This window comes from Streptomyces sp. NBC_00988, assembly GCF_045162645.1.
Classification (GTDB): domain Bacteria; phylum Actinomycetota; class Actinomycetes; order Streptomycetales; family Streptomycetaceae; genus Streptomyces.
This window is the reverse complement of sequence record NZ_CP108730.1, coordinates 11199809-11220713: the sequence shown is the minus strand read 5'-3', so window position 1 is coordinate 11220713 and position 20905 is coordinate 11199809. Positions and strand designations below refer to the sequence as shown.

At 71.1% G+C, this 20905-nt stretch carries 14 protein-coding genes; 4 read left to right on the top strand and 10 right to left on the bottom strand.

Annotated elements, in window-relative coordinates:
* Positions 1-490: 490 nt before the first annotated feature.
* From OG496_RS50530 to OG496_RS50500, 7 genes are all read right to left on the bottom strand, one after another.
* On the bottom strand, positions 491-1744 hold the full coding sequence (locus OG496_RS50530) for a PucR family transcriptional regulator (protein WP_405975759.1): 1254 nt from the start codon (positions 1742-1744) through the stop codon (positions 491-493).
* 131 nt (positions 1745-1875) lie between these two features.
* Positions 1876-2877, bottom strand: coding sequence for an alpha/beta hydrolase (locus OG496_RS50525; protein ID WP_405975758.1), 1002 nt, complete (start codon positions 2875-2877; stop codon positions 1876-1878).
* Positions 2878-2919: 42 nt separating this feature from the next.
* Positions 2920-6993 (bottom strand): beta-ketoacyl synthase N-terminal-like domain-containing protein, encoded by a 4074-nt coding sequence (locus tag OG496_RS50520; protein WP_405975757.1) that lies wholly within the window; start codon positions 6991-6993, stop codon positions 2920-2922.
* Positions 6990-8792, bottom strand: coding sequence for a fatty acyl-AMP ligase (locus OG496_RS50515; protein ID WP_405975756.1), 1803 nt, complete (start codon positions 8790-8792; stop codon positions 6990-6992). Before OG496_RS50515 ends, OG496_RS50520 begins: the two co-directional genes overlap by 4 nt.
* A gap of 66 nt (positions 8793-8858) precedes the next feature.
* Complete coding sequence (locus OG496_RS50510) at positions 8859-10490, bottom strand: acyl-CoA carboxylase subunit beta (protein ID WP_405975755.1); 1632 nt, start codon at positions 10488-10490, stop codon at positions 8859-8861.
* Positions 10491-10817: 327 nt separating this feature from the next.
* Positions 10818-11762 carry an ornithine cyclodeaminase family protein gene (locus tag OG496_RS50505; RefSeq protein WP_405975754.1) on the bottom strand — a complete coding sequence of 315 codons (945 nt, stop codon included), beginning with the start codon at positions 11760-11762 and terminating at the stop codon, positions 10818-10820.
* Positions 11759-12529 (bottom strand): IclR family transcriptional regulator, encoded by a 771-nt coding sequence (locus OG496_RS50500; RefSeq protein ID WP_405975753.1) that lies wholly within the window; start codon positions 12527-12529, stop codon positions 11759-11761. Before OG496_RS50500 ends, OG496_RS50505 begins: the two co-directional genes overlap by 4 nt.
* A gap of 117 nt (positions 12530-12646) precedes the next feature.
* Here OG496_RS50500 and OG496_RS50495 point away from each other — a divergent pair, with 117 nt between their 5' ends.
* Entirely contained in the window at positions 12647-13960 is a 1314-nt protein-coding gene (locus tag OG496_RS50495; RefSeq protein ID WP_405975752.1) for an amidohydrolase family protein, read from the top strand.
* A gap of 55 nt (positions 13961-14015) precedes the next feature.
* Positions 14016-15116: a dipeptidase gene (locus OG496_RS50490; protein ID WP_405975751.1), complete on the top strand. Its 1101-nt coding sequence runs from the start codon at positions 14016-14018 to the stop codon at positions 15114-15116.
* A gap of 8 nt (positions 15117-15124) precedes the next feature.
* Here the strand turns inward: OG496_RS50490 and OG496_RS50485 are convergent, their stop codons facing one another.
* Both OG496_RS50485 and OG496_RS50480 read right to left on the bottom strand, forming a co-directional pair.
* Complete coding sequence (locus OG496_RS50485) at positions 15125-16546, bottom strand: DUF1254 domain-containing protein (RefSeq protein ID WP_405975750.1); 1422 nt, start codon at positions 16544-16546, stop codon at positions 15125-15127.
* Positions 16547-16812: 266 nt separating this feature from the next.
* On the bottom strand, positions 16813-17319 hold the full coding sequence (locus OG496_RS50480; protein WP_405975749.1) for a cupin domain-containing protein: 507 nt from the start codon (positions 17317-17319) through the stop codon (positions 16813-16815).
* Positions 17320-17496: 177 nt separating this feature from the next.
* Here OG496_RS50480 and OG496_RS50475 point away from each other — a divergent pair, with 177 nt between their 5' ends.
* Complete coding sequence (locus OG496_RS50475) at positions 17497-17907, top strand: winged helix-turn-helix transcriptional regulator (RefSeq protein WP_405975748.1); 411 nt, start codon at positions 17497-17499, stop codon at positions 17905-17907.
* Between the two features lie 342 nt (positions 17908-18249).
* Here the strand turns inward: OG496_RS50475 and OG496_RS50470 are convergent, their stop codons facing one another.
* Positions 18250-19119, bottom strand: a complete 870-nt coding sequence (locus tag OG496_RS50470; RefSeq protein WP_405975747.1) for a LuxR C-terminal-related transcriptional regulator — start codon at positions 19117-19119, stop codon at positions 18250-18252.
* A gap of 129 nt (positions 19120-19248) precedes the next feature.
* Between OG496_RS50470 and OG496_RS50465 the strand changes: the two genes are divergently transcribed.
* Positions 19249-20892 (top strand): AMP-binding protein, encoded by a 1644-nt coding sequence (locus OG496_RS50465; protein ID WP_405975746.1) that lies wholly within the window; start codon positions 19249-19251, stop codon positions 20890-20892.
* Positions 20893-20905 lie beyond the last annotated feature (13 nt).

Here is a 20905-nt window from a genome sequence, read left to right as displayed (position 1 = left end):
TCTCGGGGAGCGGACGTACTCGCTCACGGGACGCCGGCATCCCGCGAAGGGGCCGGTCGCAACCGCTTTCTGGTGCGCCAATGTAGTGGAGAGCTTGTGCGGCCCCTGTGTCCATTCTGTGAACCATGGCGAAAAATCGCCGGTGCTCGACGGATCGGCCGGAAACCAATTCGGATGTTTTCGCGCCAGGGGCGCCGATGGGACGGGGTGGGCGCGAGTGATTCGAATGCTGGTCAGCGCGCTATTGCATGGGTCGGCAAGCCCGCCGGCTACCCCTGCCAAATATCAAAGGTCCATACCGCAAAAGAGTGTCCAGAACCGGCTTGATATTGGCCTCGCGCTTTCACTGCATGGCCCCTGAACAGCAGAAACGGCCCGCCGGATGGACCGGCGAGCCATCATGCATACGTTAGTCAGCGGAGTGACAAAGTCAGGCCCGGTTCTTGTCCGGCCAGGAGTAAGGGGCGAGGAAAATGTAAGCGCGAGAGAATCAGCCTTCGGTGGATCGCAAAGGAGATACCGAGGGGCGGACGGATTCCGGCGCCGGACGGGAAGGGGGTTCATGGGGTGAGCCGGGGACGGCATTCGCCCGCAGGGCCAGTTCCAGTTCGAAACGGGTCTCTGAATCCTGGAGGCTCTCGCCGAACAGTTTCTCCAACTGCCGCATGCGATAACGCACCGTCTGCGGATGGATATGCAGACGCAGGGCCGTGCTGTTGACACTGCTCTCGCACTGCAGCCACGCCAGCAGTGTCTCTGCCAGCCGGTCGCGCTGTGGCGCCGGGATTCCGGCCAGCGGTGCGAGGGCCCGGTGCGACAGCGCCCGGAGCAGCGGCTCGTCCGCGTGGAGGATCAGCGTCGTGAGGTGGTCGGCGCACCGGAGCACACCCTCGCCGGGCAGGACACCGCGCCGCATGAGGGAGAGGGCTCGGGCGGCCAGGCGTAACGAGTCCGCGGTCTGTGCGAGCGGGACCGTCGGCCCGACGGCCGCGGGCCGGCCGCGCAGCGCCGAGGCGAGCGCGTGTGCCCACGAGGAGCCGGGCACGTCCGGGTCCGGGATGACCAGACGTGCCGGGCGGGCGGTCATGTCGGCCAACACCGCGGTGGGCAACAGCAGTTCGTCACCCTGCTGCTGCTCGGTGCCCCCCACCGCGATGACGGCGACCCGCTGCGGCAGGGGCCAGGCCGCGGCGCGGGCGAGTTCGGCGACCACCTCCGGGGAGGCCGGCGGATCGGCGAACAGCAGGTCCAGCAGCCGCATACGGCGCCGTTGCAACTCGCCGGTGCTGCGCAGCTGCGCCTCGGTGTGGCCCTCGGTGGCCGCCTGCATGATCTCGTGCATGTGGGTGAAGCCCGCGTCCGCCAGCGCGGCCACCTCGCTGGAGTCCAGCTCCAGTTCTTCGGCGGCCTTCATCATGCGCCGCCAGGCGGCGCGCCCGCCGAGCCTGAGCGCGGCCTGGAGGACTTCGAGGCCGCGCCCTTCACCGACTTCGCCCCGCCCGATCGCCTGGTACGTGTGGACGACGTGTTCCCCCGCCCGGCCGTTGTCGGCGATGCGGTCCACGAACAGGGCCAGGGCCTGCCTGACGCCGGCTCTTATCGTCCGCACGTAGGCGTCGTCGGCCGGTCTCGCGTACTCGGGTACCTGAAGCTGTACCTCGCGCGCCACCTCCGCGGCCATGTCGTCGAGATGGGGGCGTAAAAAGTCTGCCAGTCGGTGAGGGACGGCGGCGAACGGGTCCATACGGCTTGCTCCTAACCGCTCGGTCAAGGCGGTCCGGACGCTGACGATATCTCCCTCAGGACCCTGTCGGACTGTCCGTGGACTATAGGGCGGAGCTTTGATTTTGTCCGTGCGCGACAAATCCGTACGGTTCAGGCCGGTAGACCGAGCGCACCGGCGAGAACCGGCCACGAGTTGGCGAACTCCCGCTTCCAGTCGCTCCATTGGTGCCCGCCGCCCTGATACAGGTGCTGGGTGGCCGGGACGCCCAGTTGCCCGAGTGCGGTGACGAAGGCCTGTGTCGCGGGTGCGACCAGGCTCTCCAGGACTCCGGGCAGCACATTCGCGGTGCCGCTGACGATGATCTGCAGCAGCGCGAGGATGGTGCCGATTCCGCCGTCGAGACTGCCGCTGCCGACGGAGACGTAGAGCGCGGTACCCCGCAAGGCGGCGGCGCGGGCCCGGGGGTTGAAGTCCTGCCAGGTGGCGGCGTCCGTCGTCGGATCGCCCCACAACGTCAGGGGATCGAGGTTCTCCCGTCTGACGATCCCCTGGATGATCGTCGGCATGTTGGTCACGGTGGTGTCGGGGATTCCGCTGTACGACGCCGCCGCGACGAACATTCCCGGGTGGCGGGCGGCGTGCGCCATGGCGCCGTATCCCCCGGTCGAGACGCCGGCGACGGCCTGGACGGTGGAGGCCCGGTATCCGCTGCGCAGGACCGCCGGAACCTCCTGGAGCTGGAAGGTCTCGTAGTCGAGGCCGGTCCGCCAGTGCGTGGGGATGGCGGTGGGCCCGCCGTCCGGCATGGCGACGATCAGGTCCCGGTTCGCGGTGAACGCCTCGATGTCGGTCTCACGGGTCCACGAGTTGTAGTCGTCGTGTGCGCCGTGCAGGAGGTGGAGCACCGGCCAAGTGCGGCCGGGGAACGCCGCGTAGGAGGTCGGCAGGATGATCCGTACGGGTGCGGTGCGGCCCAGCGCGGCCGAGGGGATGCCCAAGTCGTAGGTACGCGGGCCCAGTTGGGTGACGGTGACGTCGGCGGCCGAGGCTCTCCCGGCGCCGACGAGCATGCCCGCGACACCGAGGGCGGCTGCCTTGGCGATGGTGCGACGGGACGGACCGCGGCGGGGAACGGACGGGTGGTCGGACATGGCGGGCGGCTCCTTGTGAAGTGGCGGCGGGGAGCGGGGTGTTCAGCCGAGCACCCGGTTCAGGTGGTCGGCGATGGCCTGGGCGTGCGGCGGGTCGAGGAGCGACAGGTGGTGACCGGGGACGCGCACGATCTCCAGGTCCGCGCACAGCTCGTCCCAGCCGAGGGCCTCGTCCGTGCGCTCGTACGCCGGATCGCGCACGGTGTGCGGCGCGGGTTCGGTGGCGCGGTAGAGGATCACCCGGCCGTCGTAGGGGCGGGGGGTGTGCGCCTCGCCGGTCCGCAGGTCGAGGTACGAGTCGCGCTGGTGGCGCAGCGCGGCGGGCGGGACGTCGGCGACCTTGCTCAGGGTCTCCAGTACCAGGTTGATGCGGGCCCGGTCGTCGAGCCCGGCCAACTCGGCGTAGGGCAGGTCCAGTTGCGCGCCATAGGTGCGGGAGGCGTACGCGGCGAAGCCCTCGAAGTGCTCCCGCGCCACGTCCCACGCGGTCCGTCCCGGCGGGCGGGGCAGCGGGCGTACGGCGTCGATGAGCACCACCGCGTCCGGGGGTGCGAACTCGGCGGCCAGGAGTCGGGCGGTCTCCTGAGCCACGAAACCGCCGAACGACCAACCGCCGATGCAATAGCCGCCGTCGGGCCACACCTTGCGGATCGCCTCCGCGCACAGCCGCGCCTTCGCGGCGACCGTGTCCGCCTCCTCCACCCGGTCCAGTCCGTACACCGGCACCCCGGGAGCCAGCAGCCCGGCGAGGGGCCGGTAGACGTCCGGGGTGCCGCCGGCCGCGTGGGCCAGGACAAGCGGCGGACGGTCGCCGCCCGAGCGCAGCGCACGCAAGGGGTAGGGCATGCGCCGGTCGGCCGGGCTGGGGACCACTGGAGTCACCGGAGACTCCAACAGGCCTTGCTGCCAGTCGTGTTGGGCGACGCGGGTGATCGCGTCGGCGGCGGCCTGGACGGTGTCGGCCCGCATCAGGTCGCCTGTCGAGGGCGCGGCGCCGAACTCGCGCTCCACGGCCGCGCGCAGGCGGACGGCCATGAGTGAGTCGAGGCCGAGGTCGGTGAGCGGGGTGTCGGGGGTGATCCGCTCCGGCAAGTGGCCCGCGACGGCGGCGATATGGCGGATGAGCCGCTCGGTGACAGTGCCGTCAATGGCCAACGAGGCTGGTACGTCAGGCAGTTCGGGGAGGCTGCGCCCGCCGTCCAGGTGGGGCTGCTCACTCGTCCACCAGTGGCGGGTGTGCCGCCAGGCCGGGAAGGGAACGTCGACGACCTCGCCGTGCGGGTGGAGGGGGTCGGCCGGGAGGGGATGGCCTGCCGCGTGCAGGGCGGCCAGTTGGAGGCGGAAGGTGAGGGCGGGGTCGTCGCCTCGGCGCAGGGTCGGCAGGTGGAGGGCGTCGGGCAGGGTCTCGGTGAGGGCGTGCAGGAGCACGGGGTGCGGGGAGATCTCGATGAACGCGGTGTGCCCGTCGGCCGCGGCGGCGGCCAGCGCACCGGCGAGCCGGACGGGGCGGCGCAGGTTCTCCGCCCAGTGCCCGGCGTCGAAGGTGCAGGGGTGGCCGGGGTCGTCGTGGACGGTGGAGTAGGCGCGGACGGTGCCGCCGGTCCGGCCCCCGATTCCGCCGAGGGCGCCGGTCAGTTCGGGCAGCAGCGGTTCGACCTGGGGCGAGTGTCCGGCGCCCCGGACGGGCATGGCGCGGGCCGTTCGGCCCTGCGCGGTGAGGTGTTCGACGAACCGCGCGACGGCGGGTGCCTCGCCGGTGACGGTCTTCTGCCCGGGCGAGGAGTCCACGGCGAGGTACACACCCGGGAAGTCCCGTTCCAGGTCGCCGAGTTCGTCGTCGGTCAGGTCCACGACGGCCATCGACCCACCGCGCAACGTGGCGAGCAGCCGGGACCGTACGGCGATGACGCGGGCGCCGTCGGCGGGATCGAGTGCCCCGGCGACGACGGCCGCCGCGACCTCGCCCATGGAGTGCCCGATGACGGCGGCGGGTTCCACGCCGTAGGAGCGCCAGAGTTCGGCGAGCGCCAACTGGGTGCCGTAGACGAGGGGTTGGGCTATTTCGACATGCCGTAGGTCGTCGTCCGTGCAGTCGTCGAGGAGGTCGTACAGGGAGATGCCGCAGCCGGTCGCGAGCACCGGCTCCAGTTTCTCCACGGCGGCGGCGAACGCGGGCTCGCAGCCGAGGAGTTGGCGGCCCATCGCGGTCCACTGGGTGCCGTAGCCGGAGAAGACCCAGACCGGGCCGGGGCCGAGCTTGTTCCGGTCGCCGGTGCTGACGCGTGGGTGGGGCCGGCCGGCCGCCAAGGCGCGGAGTGCGGTGGTGAGGCCGTCGCGGTCGTGGGCGACGACGGCCGCGCGGGCGGGGCCGCGGCCGGTGCGTCCGGCGAGTGTGCGGCCGATGTCGTGGATCCGGGCGGCGCTCCCGGCGGGGGTGTCGAGCCAGTCGGCGAGTTCGGCGGCGGTATGCCGGACGCGGGCCGGATCGGCGTCGCTGAGCTGCAACAGGCCTGCGGACACAGAGGTGTTGAGGGCGCGTTCGGCGGGACGGCTCGGCTGCCACTCCTCCAGTACGGCGTGTGCGTTGGTGCCGCCGAAGCCGAAGGCGGAGACTCCGGCGGTCGCGGTTCCGCCGTAGCGGGGCCAGGGTTCGGGTTCGGTGACCACGCGCAGCCGCTCGTCGTCCAGGGCGGGCCGGGCGCAGTGCAACGAGCCGGGGATGATGCCGTGGTGGAGTGCGAGGACGGCTTTCACCAGGCCCGCGACTCCGGCGGCTGCCTCCAGGTGGCCGAGGTTGCTCTTGACCGAGCCGAGCAACAGCGGCTGGTCCGGGTGGCGTTCGCGGCCCAGGACGTCGGCCAGGGCGCCCGCCTCAATGGGGTCGCCGAGGGGCGTGCCGGTACCGTGCGCCTCGACGTAGTCGACGGTCGCCGGATCGAGGCCCGCTCGCGCGTAGGCCGTTTCCAGGAGGGCACGTTGGGCTGCCGGGCTGGGTGCCATGAGGCCGTTGGAGCGGCCGTCGGAGTTGACGATGGTGGCCGTGATGACGGCGAGGACCCGGTCGCCGTCGCGCAGCGCGTCGCTGAACCGCTTGAGCACCACCACGGCGCAGCCCTCGGCGCGGCCGATGCCGTCGGCGGACTGGGAGAACGGTTTGCACCGGCCGTCGGGCGCCAGGGCCCCGGCGCGGCCGAACGCGACGGTGACGGCCGGCGAGAGCAGCAGGTTGGCGCCGGCGGCGAGCGCCGTGTCGCATTCGCCGCCGCGCAGGGCGGTGCAGGCCTGGTGGACGGCGACGAGGGAGGACGAGCAGGCAGTGTCGACGGCGACGCTCGGGCCGCGCAGGTCGTACACGTAACTGAGCCTGCCCGCCGCGACCGAGGTGGCGGCCCCGGTGGTCGCCCAGGGGTCGACGGTCGCCGGGTCGGCGGCGGTGAGGTGGCCGTAGTCGTGGGCCGAGATGCCGACGAAGACACCGGTGGCGGTCCCGGCCAGGGATGCGGCGGGGATGGCCGCGTGGTCGAGGGCCTCCTGGGCGACCTCCAGCAGCATGCGCTGCTGCGGGTCCATCGCGTCGGCCTCGCGCGGGGAGATGCGGAAGAAGGTGGAGTCGAACCCGGTGAGGGTCGCGTCGTCGAGGTATCCGCCCCACGGGTTGGCGTCCGCCGGGGCCTCGGTGACGAAGTCCCGCCAACGCCCCTCGGGCACCCGGCCGATGGCGTCGGTGCCCTCGACGAGCAGCCGCCAGTAGTCACCGGGTCCGCGCACGCCGCCGGGGAGGCGGCAGCCGACGCCGACCACGGCGACCGGTTCGTCGTCGTCGACGGCGATCTCCCGCGGGACGAACGCGCTCTCCGGAACGGGCTCCGCACTCCCGCCGAGCAGGGCGACCAGACCGTCGACGGTCGACGTCTCCCACAGCAGGGTCGCGGGCAGCTCCCGGCCGAGCGTGCGGGAGAGTTCCGCAGCGATCGCGACCGCGTCGCGGGAGGACATCCCGAGCTCCGCCAGCGGCCGGTCGGCGGCGATGTCGGCGCCGGGTACCCCGGACCAGTGGGCGATCCGTTCGACGACCAGGCGTCGCAGGCCGGTGGCGTCGGACGGGACCGGGCTCATTCCGTGCCTCGCTCGGGGCGGTCGTAGGAGCCGTCGAGGTACTGCGCGCGGGTCAGTGTGCGGGAGATCTTGCCGCTGGTCGTGCGGGGCACGGTGCCGGGTGGGAGGAGCAGCACGTCGGCCAGTCGCAGGCCGTGCCGGGCGGAGACGGCGGCGCGTACGGCGGCGGAGACCTCCTTGGGGTCACGGGCCGGTGCGTCCAGACCGCGTACATGCTCCGCGACGATCACGGCGCTCTCCGCCGCGATGGTGGCCCCGGCGCCGGGGAGGTGCCCGGCGGGCACCGCGAAGGCCGCCAGGCGGTCGGGGCGTATCGCCAGGTGGGCGGCCTGTGCGGTGTTCTCGATGTCCTGCGGGTAGTGGTTGCGTCCGTCGACGATGATCAGGTCCTTCAGGCGCCCGGTGACCACGAGTTGACCGTCGAGCACCGTCCCGAGGTCACCGGTGCGCAGCCAGTGGCCGGTGGCGTGCGCGAGTCGGGCCTGGAAGGTCTTGCGGGTCTGCGGGCCGCGCTCCAGGTAGCCACACGCGATGTTGGGTCCCTGCACCCAGATCTCGCCCACCTCCCCCGCGGGCAGGACGGTGGCGGTGGCGGGGTCGACGATGCGAACCGCCTGGCCGACGGGTTCACCGCAGGCGGCGAGCAGCACGGCGGTGGGGTCACCGGGTGGGACGGGCAGGGCCTTGCCGGCCGCCAGTGCCTCGCGGTCCAGGGCGTATCGGCGCAACGGCTGCCCTGGCCGGTGGGCGCTGACGAAGACGGTGGCTTCGGCGAGCCCGTAGGACGGGCAGTGGACGTCGGCCGGAAGTCCGTGCCCGGCGAAGGCGGCCCCGAAGCGGTCGGCCGTTTCGGGCCGCACCGGTTCGCTGCCGTTGACGAGCGCGGCGACCCGGTCCAGCCGGAGCCCGGCCTTGTCCTTCTCCGCGACGACGGCCGCGCAGTAGTCGTACGCGAAGTTCGGTGCGGCGCTGAGGACGTTGGGGTGCTCGGACAGCAAGTGCAGCCAGCGGGCGGGCCGTTGGAGGAAGGCGAGGGGATCCATCAGGACGGACAGCAGTCCGCGTACGACGGGAGTGGCGACGCTGAGCACCAGTCCCATGTCGTGGTAGAGCGGCAGCCAGCCGACCATGGTGAGGCGGCGGTCGTCGGCGCCGTACGCGGTGAGCGCCTGGCCGGCGTTGGCGACGACGTTGGCGTGCGAGATCTCGACGCCGGTGGGGAACCGGGTCGATCCGGAGCTGTACTGGAGGTAGGCGGTCGACTGTTCGTCCAGAGCGGGCGGCTGCCACGCGTCGGCCTGGTCGTCGGAGACGAAGTCGGTGACGATCAGGCGGTGGCGCAGGCCGTGCGCGTCCAGGAAGGTGCCTACGGTCTCGGCCGCGGCGCTCGTGGTGAGGACGGCCGAGGGCTGCGCGTCGTCCAGGACTCCGGCCAAGCGGTCGCCGTGGCCGGGCAGGTCGGGGGTGAACATCGGTACGGCGACGGTGCCGGCGGTCAGCGCGGCGAGAAAGCCGATGACGTATTCGGTGCCCTGGGGACAGAGCACGGCGACGCGCTCGCCGGGAGCCACGGTGTCCGCGAGCCGGGCGGCGACCGCCCGGGTCCGTACGTCGACGCGCTGCCAGGTGAGGGTGCGGTGGCTGCCCCGTACCCCGGAGGAAGTGTGGTCGACAAAGGTGAACGCGGGCCGGATGGGGGCGTGTTGGGCCCAGTGTGCGAGGTAGGCGGGGAGCGTTTTCGGGTGGTCCGGTGCTGCCGAGGTTGTGCCGGGGGCATGCGGAAGGGCACGCGCGGGCATGGGGGAACTCCTCACGTCACAGGTGGTGTCCCCGTCCGGAGTGATGCGGTCAGGGCTTCGCTTCACTCACAGCGGGATGTTGCCGTGCCGCCGGTCGGGCACGGCGGCACGTTTGGTGCGCAGTGTCTGCAGGGCCCGGGTGATGTGCGCCCGGGTGGTGCTCGGCGCGATGACGGCGTCGATGTAGCCACGTGCGGCGGCCGTGTAGGGCGTGGCCCAGGCCGTCTCGTACTCCGCTACGAGCTTCGCCCTCAGGTCCGCCGCGTTCTGCTCGCCGACCGCGGCCGCCGCGGCGAGTTCACGGCGGTGCAGGACGGTGACCGCGCCCTCGGACCCCATCACGGCGATCCTGGCGCTGGGCCAGGCGAGGTTGACGTCGGCGCCCAGGTGCTTGGAGCCCATGACGGCGTATCCGCCGCCGTAGGCCTTGCGGACCACGACGGTGACCTTGGGCACGGTGGACTCGGCGTAGGCGTACAGCAGTTTGGCGCCGCGCCGGATGATCCCGGTCTGCTCCTGCCGGGTGCCCGAGAGGTAGCCGGGCACGTCGGCGAAGGTCAGCAACGGGATGCCGAACGCGTCGCAGAACCGCACGAAGCGCGCTGCCTTCTCGGAGGCGTCTATGTCGAGCGCACCGGCGCTGTGCAGGGGCTGGTTGGCGACGACGCCGACGGAACGGCCCTCGATCCGGGCCAGCCCGCAGAGGATGTTGGGCGCGAACAGCTCGTGCACCTGGAGCAGTTCGCCGTCGTCGACGACCGTGCGCAGGATCTCGCGCATGTCGTACGCCGTCTCGGGCCGGTCGGGGATGAGACCGTCCAGGCACAGGTCGTCGGGGGTGGGTTCGAGGGTGCGGGGTGTGAAGGCGTACTCGGGTGGGCTGTCACGGTTGTTCGCCGGCAGGTAGCCGAGCAGGACGCGGACGAGGTCCAGGGCGTCGTCCTCGTCCTCGGCGAGGAAATGGGCGTTGCCGTTCCCGGAGTTGCTGGCGCGGGCGCCACCCAGTTCCTCGGCCGTCGTACGCTCCCCCGTCACGGCCTCGATGACGTCCGGGCCGGTGACGAACATGTGCGAGGTGCCGTCGACCATCACGGTGAAGTCGGTCATGGCCGGCGAATAGGCGGCACCGCCCGCGCACGGGCCCATGATCACGGAGATCTGCGGGATGACACCCGAGGCCTGGACGTTGCGGCGAGCCAACTCGGCGTAGAGGGCGAGCGAGGCCACGCCCTCCTGGATGCGGGCGCCACCCGAGTCATTGAGACCGATGACCGGGCAGCCGATCTTCAGAGCGAGGTCCATCGTGCCGACGACCTTCTCCCCGCACGCCTCGCCCATACTGCCGCCGTACACGGTCGCGTCCTGCGCGAAGACGCACACCTGACGCCCTCCGACGGTGCCGGAACCGGTGACCACACCGTCGCCGTACGCCGCGTCGTCGGTACCAGTGCGAGCGCGTACCAACGCGCCGGTCTCGACGAAGGAACCCTGGTCCAGCAACCTCGCGACGCGTTCACGGGCCGTGAGCCGACCACGCGCTGTCTGCCGGGCGACGGCCGACGCGGAGCCACCCGCCAGGGCCTGCCGGTGCCGGACGGAGAGATCCGCGAGCCGCGCCGCCGTGCTCCGTGCGGCGGGCGCGGGCACAGGCACAGGCACAGGCACGGGCGATCCCAGGGTTTCCGCAGTCGAGGTCACAGCCACCTCCATCGAGGCTTGTGAGCATGGCAGTTGAGCGGGGCGCGGTCTGCCTTTCCGCCGCCAATGTGAAGTTGTTGAGTGGTCCGGGGGCCCGCGTTCATAGACGGACTACAAACGGACCACGGCCTCTCGGTCCGGCCACGGTCACGACGGCGTGTCCGCGACAGGGCGGAGGAACTGTTGTTGCCGAAGCCGCCGCACCCACTGTCCGGTCAAGGACTATGGGGGGACCGACACTTGACCAGCTCCGCACGCATCCCAAGGTCGTATCCGACGAGGTTCCACGCCTGCTGACGAGGTCGCGGCACAGGGCACCGATGGCCGCTACATCTCCAGGGTCGTACCCAGGCCATGGGCGCGAGCCACGTCGTGGACCACCGCCGCCGCGGCGACATCGAGCGCGGCATGGCCCGTCGACTTGAAGACCGTCAGTTCGGTCGGTCCTCGACGGCCGGGATGACGGCCGTCGAGGACCGAGCCGAGGAGGGTGATCCGGTGCGGCGGGATGCCCTGCAGCTCGTGGGCCCCGGCCGGCGGAGCCGAGGCGGCGGCACCCTGCCATTCGACGAAGAGGGATCCGGCGCGGACGGTGTCAGGGGCGAGTTCGTGGCCGTGGGAACCGCCCACGGAGCTGATGTGGGCGCCCTCGGCAGGCCACGACGGATCGAGCACGGGTTCGCGGGCGCTGGTGCAGCAGAACACGACGTCGGCTCCGCGGGCCGCCTCCTCGATGGAGCCCGCGGCGGCGTTCGGGTGCAGTTCCGCGAGCCGCCGGGCACGCTCACGGTCCTGCCCGCCTACGACGAGAGGGGCGTCGGCGTCGATCGTCGCGAGCAGTTCGACCTGGGCGTGGGCCTGAACTCCCGTACCCAGTACGGCGATCCGGTCCGGGTGGGGGCGTGCCAGTACGCGCATGGCGATGGTCGCGACGGCGGCGGTGCGCACGGCGGTGACCGGCTCGGCGTCCATCAACGCGAGCGGGCGGCCGTCGTGTTCGTCGAACAGGGCTACGACGCCGCGGTGCGCGCTGCCGCCCGTCCGGCCGGGCACGGCGAAGACCGACACCAGCTTGGCGGCCAGACCGAGGCCCGGCACGTATCCCGGCATCGCGCCGAGGAGTCCCGCGGGTGCTTGCGCGGCGATCCGGGCAGGGGCCGAGACCTCGTCGCGGCTGATCGAGACGAGCGCCTGAGTGACCGCTGTCAGCACCCGCGCGGGATCGAGGCAAGCCCGGGTCTGCGAGCGGTCGAGGACCAGTACGCCGCTCACGCGGGATCCGCCTGAAGCGACGAGGAAAGGCCCGTCAGCACGTCCTGCAAGGCGTCCGTCGCGTCGCGGAGCTGCCGCTTCAGCTCGGACAGGTGCGGCTCGTCGAACTCGGCGTCGAGCCCGACCAGGGTGAGCGCGCAGATCGGCCACCCCTTCGCGGAGACCACGGCCCGGCTCACCGACGCGACGAGGTGCTCGGCACGACCGCGCTCGAAGGCGTAACCGGTGCGCTCGGCCTCCTCGATGTCCGCCAGCAGACCTTCCGGACCGGTGAGCGGATGACCGGCCTCCTCCGCCAGGCGCAGATAGGGGCGCCGTGCGTCCTTGTCGAGGAGTGCCACAAGTGCCACTGGACCGGCGAACCTGTGGACGGGGAGCATCTCGTCCCTCAGGTGGCTGATCATCTCCAGCCGAAGCGGTCGTACGACGTCGATCACACGCGAGCGGTCGGCCTCCAGTACCTGGAGGTTCACCATCATGCCGGTGCGCTCCGAGAGTGCCTCCAGCATCGGACGGCCCACCGCGACAAGGGAGTTGCGTGCCGCCGAGTGCGACAACTGGAGCGCTGCCGCCCCGAGGAGGTAGTGGTCGTCGGTGCGCAGTACCCAGCCTCGGCGGATCAGGTCGATCAGGACGCGGTAGGCGGTCGCGCGATGCAGGCCGACCTCGACCGCGAGTTCACTGAGGCGGAGTGGGCGGTCGGACCGGGCGAGTGCCTCGATCAGGTCCAGTGCCTTGTCGACAGCGGAACTGGCTGGCTTCGGCATGCGCGGCGCCCCTTGTCACACTCCGGTGCTACATTTTCGATGTTGCACGTGATGATACACACGTTACGCCTGACGTAACACCACTGCTCACGTCCCCACCACGGAGAGGTCAATTCGATGGGTCATGAGGTTCTCGGTGCGCCCACTCCCTGGGCCCCGCCCGCGACGGGCGCCGTGGTGGTCTACCGAGGGGCGACGGTGATCGACGGAACGGGTGGTCCGGCGCGGACGGCGACGTCGATCGTCACCGACGGCGCGACCATCCGGGCGGTCGTCCCCGATGCCGAGATCGCCGACAGCACAGCGACGGTCGTCGACCTCACGGGACGCTTCGTCATCCCCGGCCTGATCGACTCCCATCAGCACATCGCGACGCCGCCCGATCGCGCCGCCGCCGAGGCCGTGCTGCGCCGGCAGGTCCACGGCGGTGTCACGGCGATCCGGGACATGGCCGACGACCTCCGCCAGGTGGCCGAACTCGCCCGCGCAGCGCTGGTCGGCGAGATCCCCGGACCCGACATCCACTTCGCCGCCCTCATGGCCGGGCCGACCTTCTTCGACGACCCCCGCACCCAGCAGGTGTCACAGGGCGGAACGCCCGGCGCCGTGCCGTGGATGCAGGCGATCACCGACGAGACCGATCTGCCCCTGGCGATCGCGATGGCTCGGGGCACCGGTGCACGGGCGGTCAAGATCTACGCAGACCTGACCGGGGACACGGTCGCCGCGCTCACGGCTGAGGCCCACCGGCAGGGGCTCGCCGCCTGGGCGCACGGCACGGTCTATCCCGCGAGCCCCGGTGAGGTCGTCGACGCCGGCGTCGACACGGTCTCGCACTCCTCGGCGCTCGCGCAGGAGGGCACCCGGCACCCCTTGACCACATACAAGGACAAGCCGCCTTTCGAGTACGACCGGTTCGCGGACGGCGACGACCCTCACTTGCAGAGGCTGTTCGAGAGCATGCTGGGGCAGGGCACGATTCTCGACGCGACCGCCGGCATGTGGGCGAACTACTTCGCCGCCGAGGCGACGGATCCCGAGTCACAGGCGCGTGTTCGGGCCAACTCGCGTATGGCCGCCCGGATCACCGCCCACGCGTACCGTGTCGGCGTCCCCGTCTCCGCGGGCAGCGACTACGAGACCGCCCCCGAGCACGCCTTCCCCGCACTGCACGACGAGATGGCCTTCCTCGTGCGGGAATGCGGCATTCCCGCCGCGCAGGTCATTCGCTCGGCCACTCTGGTGGGCGCCATGAGCATGGGAGCACAGGACGTCATGGGCACGCTTGAGGAAGGCAAGCTCGCGAACTTCGCGATCCTGTCGGCGAATCCGCTCGACGACATGGCCCATCTCGCCGACATCGAGTTCGTCGTCAAACGCGGCTGCCGCTACGACCGTAGCGACTACCAGCCGGCCGCCCCCAGCCGCTGACAGCCGTCGGACCCCGGCCACGAGACATGCGCACCCCGAAGGGACACGACGCCCGATGACCGCCAATCCCCCTGCGGACACAGACCAGTTCACACACGACTACATGATCATCAACGCGCTGGGGGTGCTGGACAACCCCAACGCGCCCCGCTCGTCGGCGACCGCCGGCAACCTCGTCCAGACCGGCGAGGACATCACCGTCGACGCGCGCACGCTGGCCGAGGCGCACGCCTCGGGGCTGACCGCGGTGAACATCACGCTCGGATACGTGATGGGTGGCATGGACCCCTACGAGCACACCCTGCACGACATAGCGGTCTGGGACACCATCCTGCGGGACAACGCCGACGACCTCGTCAAGGTGCACACGGCGGCCGACCTCCACCAGGCCCGGCGCGACGGCCGGATCGGCGTCATCTACGGCTTCCAGAACGCCGTCGCGATCGGCGACGACGTGACCCGCGTCGACACCTTCGACCGGCTCGGCGTCCGCGTCGTCCAGCTCACGTACAACCAGGCGAACGCACTCGGCGACGGCTCGATGGAGCCGCGCAACCGCGGCCTGACGCCCTTCGGCCGCGAGGTGATCCAGCGCCTGAACGACCGTCACCTCATGGTCGACCTCTCCCACAGCGGGGAGCAGACCTGCCTGGAGGCAGCCGAGATCTCCCGGCAGCCTGTCTCCATCAACCACACCGGCTGCCGCGCGCTCACCGACCTTCCGCGCAACAAGACGGACGAGGAACTGCGCCTGGTCGCCTCGCGCGGAGGGTTCGTCGGCATCTACTTCATGCCGTTCCTCCACTCCTCCGGCCATGCCCGCGCCGCCGATGTCGTCGAGCACATCGACCACGCCGTCAACGTCTGCGGCGAGGACCATGTCGGCATCGGCACCGACGGTCCCGTCACCGCCATAGACGACCTCGACGCCTATCGGGCCGACCTCGCCGAGCAGGTCGCCCGGCGCCGCGAGGCCGGAGTCAGCGCGACGGGCGAGGGCGACGACGTCTACCCGTTCGTCGTCGACCTGCGCGGTGTCGACCAGTTCCGCGAGCTGATCCGGCTGTTGGAGAAGCGCGGTTACCGTTCGGAACGCATCGAGAAGATCCTCGGCAAGAACTTCGCGGACTACGCGGAGCGCGTCTGGGCTTCTTGATCCCGGCGTCAGAGGGAGCCGGCCGTCGTGATCGGCGGCATTTCATAACTGCCGTCGAGCAGCGCCGCGCCGGGCTGATAGGTGCGCAGGACCAGGATGAAGGAACCAGTCGGCGCAGGAAGCCAGTTGGCCCGGCCTTCCGACGGCTCGTCGTTCTGGATGAGCAGTTCGAGCGAGCCGTCGGTGCCGTAGGCCAGGCCTGCCGTGCGGTCGCCGATCGAGTAGCGCTGGATCGGATTCTCCACGAGGCGCCAGTCCTGGCCGTACAGCGTGAGCGACCAGAACGCGTCGACCGGCGGCAGTTCACCGGCCGCGAAGCGCAGGGCGTAGCGGTTCGCACCGTTCAGCGGCTCGCCGTCCGGGCCGTTGTGCGCGGTGAAGTACAGCGCTTCCTCGGACACATGCGTCCCCGGGCCGTACTGGGTGATCGCGGCGCGGTACAGCGGGTCCTTGATGAAGCCGGTGATGCCGGTGGCGACCGTCCAGCCGTTGACGCCGACGGCGAAGACGTACTGGGTGATGCGCTTGTTGGCGTCGAGCGCCGCCTGGGCCAGGACGGGGACGGCGGCCGCGTTCCGCGTCGGCTTGCGCCCCGGACCGATGCCGATCTTCGCGAACCTGGCGAGCCGGGCCCGGTCACTGGGCGGCGGCGGGGCAGCCACCAACCCCTGGCACAGCTTGTCGAAGTAGGCGGCGCCCTGCGCGCCGAGGTCGAGGATGGGGAACTTGAGCGGCTCGTCGACCGCCTCCGCCGGGACGGCGCGCTCCGGATAGCAACTGAGCGGCGCCAGCGCGTACTTCGCCTGTACGGCCCGTGCCGCGGGCAGATCGGCTTCGCCCTCGACCAGGGTGCGGGTGAGGGCGAGCACCTGGGCGGTGGGCGCGGCGATGCGGGTCACACCGCGCGGCAGCCTGCCCTTCCAGCCTGGTGCGGTGAGCGCGTAGGCGCCGGCGCGGGTCCCTGTGGTGCGGCGGCCGATGTAGGCAAAGGTGTTGGTGTAGACGTCCTGCAGCTGTATGGAGTAGTAGCGGTCGTCGGTGTCCGGGACGATCACCACCTGCGGTTCCCTGGACAGATCCAGCCAGGCCGAGCCGAACAGGGTGTCGTTGTTCGGGCCGCCGGCCTTCGTGGCCGGCGTGGCAAGCGAGTTGGCGACGAACAGGCGGTTGACCGGGACCTTCTGCTCACGCGCAGAGGCGAGATAGGTCTCCATCATCACCAGCGGAAAGCCCCATATGTACGCCTCCTGCGCCAACGCCGCCCGATCCGTGCCGGCCGCCGACGTGCCGGCCGCCGACGCGGCGGGGGCCGGGGCCCCCAGGGCGAGCGCCGCGGCTCCGGCCGGAGCGAGTGCCAGGACCCGACGCCGGGTGAACGGCTGCGCCGCGAAGGCGTGTTCCGGCAGTGATGGGTCCTGCTGTGCACACATGGCGGGCTCCTCGGACTGACCGTGCTTGATCATGGATCGTGCACGGCACGGAGCCCTTGCGGGAGTCCTGGCACGAACTGTTCATACGACTGCAGCAATGCCGGACGGGCCGATGGCGCGTGGCCCCTGTCGTAGCTCGGCATCCTGATCGAAGCCGACATCCGCACCGTCGACAGGGGGGTGCGGTACGCGGCATCGCGGTCCGCACCCCCGCCCCGAATCACTTGGCAACGGACATCAACTCACGGACGGCCGTCGGCGTTCCGTCATTTGTCCCGGCCCATCATGACGACCGCGATGACGGCATCCACGGAGTACGGATTGCGCCAGTTGTGCGGGGTGCCCAGCTGGGCGAACGCCTCTCCCGCCGACAACTCCGCGGACGTACCGTCCTCCATCTCCAGCACGATCCGTCCGGAGAGGACGATCCCGACGTCGAGCGAAGAGGTCTGGTGGAACTCCGCGGGCGGCGGAGTGCCCGGGGTCTCAGGGGGCACGGTCACCGACCAGAACCGCACTCCGCCCGCCTCGGGGAAGAACGGCGACTCGCCCGCATCGTCCCCTGATGTCGCCGCGTCACCGCCCGGCAGCACCCCGTCGGCCTCCCAGAGCCGGCTGAGGCCGCGCCCGTCCGGGACGGTGTTGACGGGCACGACGTTGTCCCGGGCGATCGTCGAGAGGCCCGTCGCGGTCACCCCGGTCTCGACCACTCGGTAGCTACTCGTCAGCGGCGTTTCGTCCTGCTGTGCAGGAGTCGGTACGGATCCGGTCATGTGGTGCCTCCATGGTGGGTCAGGGCGCCGCCGCGGCGCACGATCGAGGACTGGCCTGCGCCAGGCAGAACAGCGTGACCTCGATGCATACGATTAGTATGTAGCGCCACGATAGGCCAGTATGAGAGGGCCTACAAAACACACATCCGTGTCCGCTACCGAAGGAGGATGTCCGTAATGGACGCCGTCGCAGCCCAGGAGGAAACAGCCGCGCTCCCGGGGCCCTGCTCCCGTATCCCGGTCGAGGACGCGGACTTCGTCCGCCAGATCATGGACCGGGTCGGGGACAAGTGGACGCTGATGGTGATCGCGACCCTGCAGGACGGCGTGATGCGCTACACCGAACTGCTGCACGCCATCCCCGGCATCTCTCAGCGCATGCTCTCGCGCACCCTGGCCCAGCTCCACCATGACGGCCTGATCACCCGGACCGCCTATGCCGAGGTGCCGCCACGGGTCGAATACGCCCTCGCTCCGCTCGGCGCCAGCCTCAAAGACATCGTGGCCTCCCTGATCGAATGGGCCATCACCCACCACGGCGAGATCCGCCGACACCGGGCCCTCAACGGGACAGCCGACAACCGCTAACGGGCCGCGCCCACACGGGTCGCTGCGAGCTGGAGCCGGAACAGGCGGCGGCCGGAATCGATCAGGACATCGGCCGCTCCGCCGACGCACGCCTCCGCGCCTGGCGGCGTCGGCCGGCATCACGGATCTCCGGGCTTGAGAGGACGGCTGGACAACTCACCGGCCTGGTGCAACAAATCCCGGCGTTCGTCCACGCGGGAGTCAGCGAACCCTACGACCGACCCTGGTGAGCGAGGTCCCAACGGCGCGCCCGGTTCGCGGCAGCTGCTGCGGCCACCGCTCACACGCAGGCCAGTCGCCTCTCGACCCTCACGAGGCCGCTGCGTCAGGACTCGACGCATCTCACGGCAGGAGGCCCAGGCGGCGAGCGGCCACGACCGCTTCCAGACGCGAGCGGGATCCGAGTTTGCGTGTCGCGCTGCGCAAGTAGCTCTTCACCGTCTCGACACCGATGCCGAGTTCGATCGCCGCGTCGGCGTTGCTCCGCCCGACGGCGACGCACGCCAGGACGTCCAGCTCCCGGGGAGAGAGCACCGGTGCGTGGGAAACCCCGCGAACCGAATGCCCTGCGGCGGCGAGCTTTTCGCACGCGACATCGAACTGCTGCCTGGCCTCGGAATCCGTGAGCTGTCCCGCGAGGCTCCGCAGATCCGCGTACGCCTCTCTGACCAGCTCCCACTGGGGCGTCATCGGCCCCGGCGCCGGCTCCGCCGCAGCCGCCCGTTCGCTCAACCAGGCCAGGCGCCTGGCCACTTCGTCGCGTACGGCGAGTTCCCGTTCCAGGTCGCGGGCCGCGTCGGCCACCGCCTGTACGGCGCGGTCTCCCAGCGGCACGACCTGGCGGACCGCCCCGTACAGCACCCCGCGCACCGTCCGGCACACCACCACCGGTACCGCCACCATCGCGCGCAGACCCTCGGCGGTGATCACCCGGTCGTAGTGGTGGCTGATCCGCTCGCTCGCGACGTAGTCGTTGACCGCCATCGGGCGCCGTAGGGCGACCACCTTGCCGCCGAGTCCCTGACCGAAGGCCAGGCCGACACCGCGCAGCGCGCCCTTGGTGACTCCGGCGAACTCGTCGAGCCGCACCTGCCCTTCGGCGGTCACCACACCGCCGAAGGCGAGGCCCAGCCCGGTGGCGTCACGCAACTCGGCCAGGGCCCGGCCGATCAGCCTGCTGTCCTCGGTGACAGAGGTCGGTCTGGTGGTCATGACGCCTCCTCGAAACGGTGCGGCGCTGTCCGCGGCGCCCCCCTCATCCGGGGGTGCCGCACTCGGGGCGGTCCGAGGAAACATCGCGTTAACGGTACGCGCCGATCAACGCCCCCATCAAGGAGCAAGATGACCAGCCCGGAACAGCACATGGCGGACCTGCTCGCGATCTTCGGTTCGCCGGCGGCGTGCACGGCGGAGCTGCTGTGCGACCGGCACCCGGCCGACGCCGTCGCGTTCACACTCGTCGAACCCGACCTGACCGCCCGGCACTTGACGTTCGGAGAGCTGACGGAGTCCTCGGGCCGGATGGCGAGCGCGCTGGCCGACCTGGGCGTCGGCCCCGGCGACCGAGTCGCCACGCTGATGGGCAAGTCCGCCGAGCTGGTCATCGCCCTGCTCGCCATCTGGCGCCTCGGCGCGGTGCACGTCCCCTTGTTCACGGCCTTCGCGCCGCCGGCGATCGGGGTCCGGATCACCGGCAACGGCACCAAGGTGGTGTTCGTCGACGCCGATCAGCGTGCCAAGCTCGCCCCCTCCCCGGCGTTCCCCGCGGACGCCGGACGGCGGATCATCACGACCGGGCCGACCGACGACGGGACGCCGACCTTCGCCGACCTGATCGCGGCGTATCCACCGCTGGAACGCGCCGTGGCCGCAGGCGGCGACGCGCCTGTCATCGAGTTGTTCACCTCCGGCACGACCGGATCGCCCAAGGGCGTACCGGTGCCGCTGCGTGCCGTCGCGGCGTTCGCGATGTACCAGGAGTACGGCTTGGACCACCGGCCCTCGGACGTGTTCTGGAACGCCGCCGATCCGGGCTGGGCCTACGGCCTGTACTTCTCGCTCGTCGCCCCGCTCGCGCTGGGCCGCACCGCCGTCCTCCTGCACTCGGGGTTCAGCCCCGCGCTGACCTGGTCGGTGCTGTCGCGGTTCGCCGTCACCAACTTCGCGGCAGGGCCGACCGTGTACCGCGCCCTGCGTCACGCCGACACGCCGGTCCCCGGGAACCTGCGCCTGCGGCACTGCTCGTCCGCGGGTGAGCCCCTTACGCAGGATGTGATCCCCTGGGCCGAGCGCACGCTCGGCGTCCCGGTCCTCGACCACTACGGCCAGACCGAACTCGGTATGGCGGTCGCCAACGCCTGGCACCCGGAGCTGCGCGGCGAGGTGCGACCCGGGTCCATGGGACGCGCCCTGCCGGGCTGGACCGTCGAGATCCTCCGGCCGGACGACGACGTCCCCGCCGGGACCGGCGTGACCGGCCGGGTCGCCATCGACTGCGCCCACAGCCCGCTGATGTGGTTCACCGGCTATCAGGACGCCGAGGGCCGCACGGCGGAGCGGTTCAGTCCCGACCGGCGCTGGTACTACACCGGCGACGTCGCGACGAAGGACGAGGACGGATATCTGTTCTTCGCCGCCCGCGACGACGACGTCATCCTGATGGGCGGCTACCGCATCGGGCCGTTCGACGTGGAGAGCGTGCTGGCCGCCCACGAGGCCGTCGCCGAGGTGGCTGTCGTCGGCGCCCCCGACAAGCTGCGCGGTGAAGTGCTCGTGGCCTTCGTGGTGCTGCGTCCCAACGCCCGGCCCGGCGACGAGCTCGTCGCCGAACTCCAGCAAGCGGTCAAGACCGGCTTCGCCGCCCACGCCTATCCCCGTGCGATCCACTTCGTGCCCGAACTTCCCAGGACGCCCAGCGGAAAAACCCAGCGCTTCCTGCTCAGGCAACGGCTCCAAGCCGGTTCGGCGCATCCCACCACACACTGAGAGGCTCACTCCG